Annotated in this window: 6 protein-coding genes; all 6 read left to right on the forward strand. The window is 62.4% G+C overall.

Translation table 11 applies throughout. From position 1 onward, the window contains the following. On the forward strand, positions 1-1,965 hold a 1,965-nt coding region (locus AB4Z11_RS22115; protein ID WP_442027697.1), incomplete at its 5' end, for a M3 family metallopeptidase. Continuing rightward, positions 1,962-2,576: a glutaredoxin family protein gene (locus AB4Z11_RS22120; protein ID WP_442027699.1), complete on the forward strand. Its 615-nt coding sequence runs from the start codon at positions 1,962-1,964 to the stop codon at positions 2,574-2,576. The genes AB4Z11_RS22115 and AB4Z11_RS22120, both read left to right, overlap by 4 nt. A 1-nt stretch (position 2,577) precedes the next feature. Further along, positions 2,578-3,003: a DNA polymerase III subunit chi gene (locus AB4Z11_RS22125; protein WP_442027700.1), complete on the forward strand. Its 426-nt coding sequence runs from the start codon at positions 2,578-2,580 to the stop codon at positions 3,001-3,003. Beyond that, positions 3,000-3,671: a hypothetical protein gene (locus tag AB4Z11_RS22130; protein ID WP_442027701.1), complete on the forward strand. Its 672-nt coding sequence runs from the start codon at positions 3,000-3,002 to the stop codon at positions 3,669-3,671. Before AB4Z11_RS22125 ends, AB4Z11_RS22130 begins: the two co-directional genes overlap by 4 nt. A gap of 80 nt (positions 3,672-3,751) precedes the next feature. Continuing rightward, positions 3,752-4,894, forward strand: coding sequence for a branched-chain amino acid ABC transporter substrate-binding protein (locus tag AB4Z11_RS22135; protein ID WP_442027702.1), 1,143 nt, complete (start codon positions 3,752-3,754; stop codon positions 4,892-4,894). Further along, the coding region (locus tag AB4Z11_RS22140) for an ABC transporter substrate-binding protein (protein ID WP_442027703.1) at positions 4,895-5,197 on the forward strand (303 nt) is incomplete at its 3' end. It lies immediately after the preceding gene.

Below are 5,197 nucleotides of genomic sequence, written 5' to 3' on the forward strand. Positions count from 1 at the left end.
GCTGTGGCCACGCTGGAAAAGCCGGGCGACAGCGTCACCTGGGATAACTTCGTGACGCCGCTGGAGAATGCCACCGAGCTGCTGGGCCGCGCCTGGGGCATTGTCAGTCATCTCAACAACGTGGTGGATACGCCCGAGCTGCGCGCCACCTACAACGAAAACCTGCCGAAAGTGACCGAGTTCTGGACCGCCCTGGCCCAGAACGAGAACCTGTTCGCCAAATACAAGGCCCTGCGCGCCAGCACGGAATTCAACACCCTGTCCCCGGCGCGCAAGCGCATCGTGGACAATGCGATCCGCGACTTCCGCATGGGCGGCGCCGAGCTCCCGGCGGACAAGAAAGAACGCTTCGCCGACATCCAGGAAGAGCATGCCGCCACCTCCACCCGCTTCAGCGAGAACGTGCTGGATGCGACCAACGACTGGAAGATGGTGATCGCGGACGAAGCCGAACTGGCCGGTCTGCCGGACGACGTCAAGGCCGCCGCCAAAGCGCTGGCCGACAAGGAAGGCAAACAGGGCTTCATGTTCACCCTGCACTTCCCATCCTACTACCCGATCCTGCAATTCGCCGATCAGCGCGAACTGCGCGAAAAGGTCTACCGCGCCAATGCCACCAAGGCTTCCGGCCTGGGTGAAATGTTCAGCGAGCGCGATAAGTGGGACAACACCCAGAACATCGTCAGCCTGCTGAAGCTGCGCGAAGAGGAAGCTTCCCTGCTGGGCTATAAGAATTTTGCCGAAGTGTCGCTGGTGCCGAAGATGGCGCAAAGCCCTGAACAGGTGATCTCCTTCCTGGAAGACCTGGCCAGGCGCGCCCGCCCCTTCGCGGAAAAGGATTTGAAAGAGCTGCAGCAATTCGCATCGAAAGAACTGGGCATCAATGATCTGCAGGCATGGGATCTGCCATACGCCTCCGAAAAGCTGCAGCAGCACCAATACGCCTTCTCGGCCCAGGAAGTGAAGCAATACTTCCCTGAACATAAGGTGATCGACGGCCTGTTCAAGCTGGTGCAGAATCTGTTCAGCGTGTCGATCGTGCAGGACCAGGCGCCCGCATGGCACAAGGATGTGCGCTTCTACCGCATCGAGCGTGATGGCAAGCTGATTGGACAGTTCTATCTGGACCTCTACGCCCGCGCCGGCAAGTCCGGTGGCGCATGGATGGACGATGCGCGCGGCCGCYGCATGAAGGAAGGCGCGCTGCAAACGCCGGTCGCCTACCTCACCTGCAACTTCACCGAGCCAGCCCTTATCGACGGCAAGCTGCAGCCATCGCTGTTCACGCACGATGAAGTGATCACGCTGTTCCACGAATTCGGCCACGGCCTGCATCACATGCTGACGAAGGTGGAAGAGCTGGCGGTGTCCGGCATCTCCGGCGTGGAATGGGATGCTGTGGAGCTGCCATCGCAGTTCATGGAAAACTTCTGCTGGGAGTGGGATGTGCTGAGCCACATGACGGCCCACGTCCACACCCAGCAACCGCTGCCGCGCGCGCTGTACGACAAGATGCTGGCTGCGAAAAACTTCCAGTCCGGCCTGCAGACCTTGCGACAGGTGGAGTTCTCCCTGCTGGACATGCATCTGCATTACGACTACAAGCCGGAGAACGGCAAGTCGGTGCAGGATGTGATCGACGAAGTACGCCGCAAGTTCTCCGTGATTGTTCCGCCGGCCTTCAACCGCTTCCAGAATTCCTTCGGCCACATCTTCGCCGGTGGTTATGCGGCGGGCTACTACAGCTACAAATGGGCCGAGGTGCTGTCGGCCGACGCCTACGCGGCCTTTGAAGAAGCGGCTGCGCTGGATGGCGGCAAGATGTCGACCGAAACGGGCAAGCGCTTCCAGCAGGAGATTCTGGCCGTTGGCGGTTCGCGCCCTGCACTGGAATCATTCACGGCTTTCCGCGGCCGCGAGCCGACCATCGACGCGCTGCTGCGTCACAGCGGGATGGCCGCATGATGCGCCGCGCCGCCCTGCTGGTGCTGCTGTGTGCCGCTGCGGCGGCCCAGGCGCAGATGTACAAATGGAAGGACGATAAGGGCGTAACCCATTACACGGACACGCCGCCTCCTGCGTCCGCGAAAAAGGCCGAAGTAAAGAGTTTCAACACCGGCGGCAATCCCGACCTGCCGCCCGAACTGGCGGACGCCGTACGCGCACGTCCCGTGGTGCTGTACACGACCGCCAACTGTGCGGGCTGCGAGCAAGGCCGCGCGCTGCTGAACAACCGCGGCATTCCTTTCCGCGAGCGAACCGTGACCTCCGCCGACGATCAGGCAGCGCTGAAGGCTGCCGGCAGCGATGGCCAGCTGCCGCTGCTGACTGTCGGCCGCACCAAACAGGTTGGCTTCGAATCGTCGGCCTGGGACGAGTTGCTGTCCAACGCCGGCTATCCGACCATCAAGGCGCTGCCGCAGGGTTACCAGAATCCGCCGCCTGTCGCCGCAGCGCCGCCGAAAGGCCCAAGCGCCGAGCAAGTCGCGCAGGACTCCGCGCGCGCAGCGGCGGCCGAAGAGGCTCGCCGCAAGGCCCAGCAACAATCCAACGCACCACCTGGTTTCCAGTTCTGATATGACGCAAATCGATTTCCACAGCAATGTGGCGGACAAGATCGCCTACGCTTGCCGCCTGCTGCGCAAGGCCTACGGCGCGCGCAACCGCATCGTCGTGATGACGGAAGATGCCGAGCAGTTGGCAGCGCTCGATCATGCGCTGTGGACGTTCTCCGACGTGGACTTTCTGCCGCATGCCCACGTCAATGATCCCAAGGCGCCGGATTCGGCGATCGTGCTGACCGAAACCGATGAAGTCGAGCTGCCGCACGCGGACCTGCTGGTGAATCTGTCGCGCCGCGCGCCGACGCAGTTCGAGAACTTCCCGCGCCTGATCGAAGTCATCTCCACCGACGAAGCGGATGCCGCTGCCGGCCGCCAGCGCTTCATTGCCTACAAACGCCAGGAATTCCAGCCGTCCCATCTGACCGTAGGTAAAGCATGACCAAGTTCGACGCCAGCATCCCCGTCCTGACCGAAGTGCTGCAAGACCAGCTCCCAGCGCCCGCCGCGGCCGACGCACCGGACTCTGCGCAAGCCGCTGCAGCCTTGCGCCCCACGCCAGCCGCCTCCGAGGCCGCCGCCGGCACGCCTGCCGGCGCGGCCGTCGTACACGCCGAGCGGGCCGCCGCCTGGCCTTTCCGTGTGGCGCCTGCCGCCTCACCAGCCGGCGCGGCTGCCGCTGAAGCGCAGCCTGCCGCAGCGTCGCCCGTCGCACTGGCCGCAGACGAATCGTCCGTCGCGCCACTCGCCGAAGAAGGCGCAGTGCCGTCCACGTCGGAAGCGGCCGACGCCACCGCGTCGATTCCTGCCGAACCAATGCACGCGCAGCCCGCGGCGCCGGCGCCAGTTGCAGACGCCATCGACTGGGCGCAGCTTGAGCGCCAGGTCAGCGAGCGCGTGCTGCAGCAGCTGAGTAACCGCGTCGACTTCGTGCTGGAGCAGCGCATCAAGGACAGCATGGCCGAAGTGCTAAGCCACGCCCTGCGCGGCCTGACCGACGAGATCCGCGACGGCCTGCATGACACCATCGGCAAGATCGTCACGCGCGCCGTGCAGCAGGAAATCACCCATCTCCAGGCAAGTGCACCAAAGCAGAGCGAAAAACGTTAAATCCATGCGGAATTCCTGCTTTGCCAATTGCACGTTTTGATGTACCTTGTTCCGTGTGCAATTTTTCTTGGAGAATACCCATGCAGTTGACCAGCAAGTTGCTTCCTTTCGCCGTAGCGATGGCCTTTACCACTGGCGCCTACGCCCAGGAAGTCATCAAGATCGGCCACGTCGCCCCTGTCTCCGGCGCGAACGCACACCTTGGCAAGGACATGGAAAACGGCGCCAAGATGGCCGTCGATGACCTGACCGCCAAGAACATCAAGATCGGCGGCAAGCCGGTCAAGTTCGTGATCCAGTATGAAGACGACGCAGGCGACCCGAAACAAGGCACCAACGCCGCGCAGAAACTGGTCGACGCAAAAGTGAATGGCGTGATTGGCCACCTGAACTCCGGCACCACCATCCCCGCCTCCAAGATTTATTACGACGCAGGCATTCCGCAGATTTCGCCAGCCGCCACCTCCCCGGTCTACACCAAGCAGAAATTCAACACGACCTTCCGTGTCGTCGCCAACGACAATAAGCTGGGCGGCACGCTGGGCACGTATGCCGTGAAGAACCTGGGCGCCAAGAAAATCGCCGTGATCGATGACCGCACCGCCTACGGCCAGGGCGTCGCAGAAGAATTCGTTAAAGGCGCGAAGAAAGCCATACCGGGCGTGCAAATCGTCGGCAAGGAATTCACGAACGCAAACGCCACCGACTTCAACGCCATCCTGACCAACATCAAGTCCAAGAATCCGGACCTGGTCTTCTTCGGCGGCATGGACTCCGTCGGCGGCCCGCTGCTGCGCCAGATGAAGGCACTCGGCATCAACGCGAAATTCATGGGCGGCGACGGCGTGTGTACCGACGCGCTGTATCGCCTGTCCGCAGGCGCCGCAGCTGACGGCGTGGTGACCTGCGCGGAAGCGGGCGGCGTACCGGCCGACCAGTCCAAAGGCATCGACGATTTCCGCGCCCGCTACAAGAAACAATTCGGCCAGGACGTGCAACTGTACGCGCCGTATGTGTACGACGCGATCATGACCATGGTCCAGGCCATGCAGGAAGCCAATTCGGCCGAACCTGCCAAGTACCTGCCCTATCTGGCCAAGATCAAGCACCAGGGCGTTACTGGTCCGATCACGTTTGACCAATATGGCGACATCAAGGATGGCGCGCTGACCCTGTACACCTACAAGGCCGGCAAGAAAACCCAAATGGAAGTTGTGAAGTAAATGCAAAAGAAACTCATCGCAGCAAGCGCAGCGGCGCTGGCCTTGTCGGCTGGCGCCAATGCGCAGGAAGTGGTCAAGATCGGCTATGTGGGGCCGCTGTCCGGCCAGTCCGCCCACCTGGGCACGGACACGGGTAACGGCGCCCAGATGGCCGTCGACGACCTGAACGCCAAAGGCTTCAAGATCAACGGCAAGGCCGTGAAGTTTGTGCTGCTGTCGGAAGACGACGCGGGCGAACCGAAGCAGGCCACGTCGGCCGCGCAGAAGCTGGTGGACAGCAAAGTGAATGGCGTGATCGGCCAC

It is taken from the genome of Pseudoduganella sp. RAF53_2 (assembly GCF_052113985.1).
Classification (GTDB): Bacteria; Pseudomonadota; Gammaproteobacteria; order Burkholderiales; family Burkholderiaceae_D; genus Rugamonas.

Coding starts and splice junctions, on each gene's coding strand:
- AB4Z11_RS22125 (WP_442027700.1), top strand. CDS start 2,578: ATGACGCAAATCGATTTCCACAGCAATGTGGCGGACAAGATCGCCTAC.
- AB4Z11_RS22120 (WP_442027699.1), top strand. CDS start 1,962: ATGATGCGCCGCGCCGCCCTGCTGGTGCTGCTGTGTGCCGCTGCGGCG.
- AB4Z11_RS22135 (WP_442027702.1), top strand. CDS start 3,752: ATGCAGTTGACCAGCAAGTTGCTTCCTTTCGCCGTAGCGATGGCCTTT.
- AB4Z11_RS22130 (WP_442027701.1), top strand. CDS start 3,000: ATGACCAAGTTCGACGCCAGCATCCCCGTCCTGACCGAAGTGCTGCAA.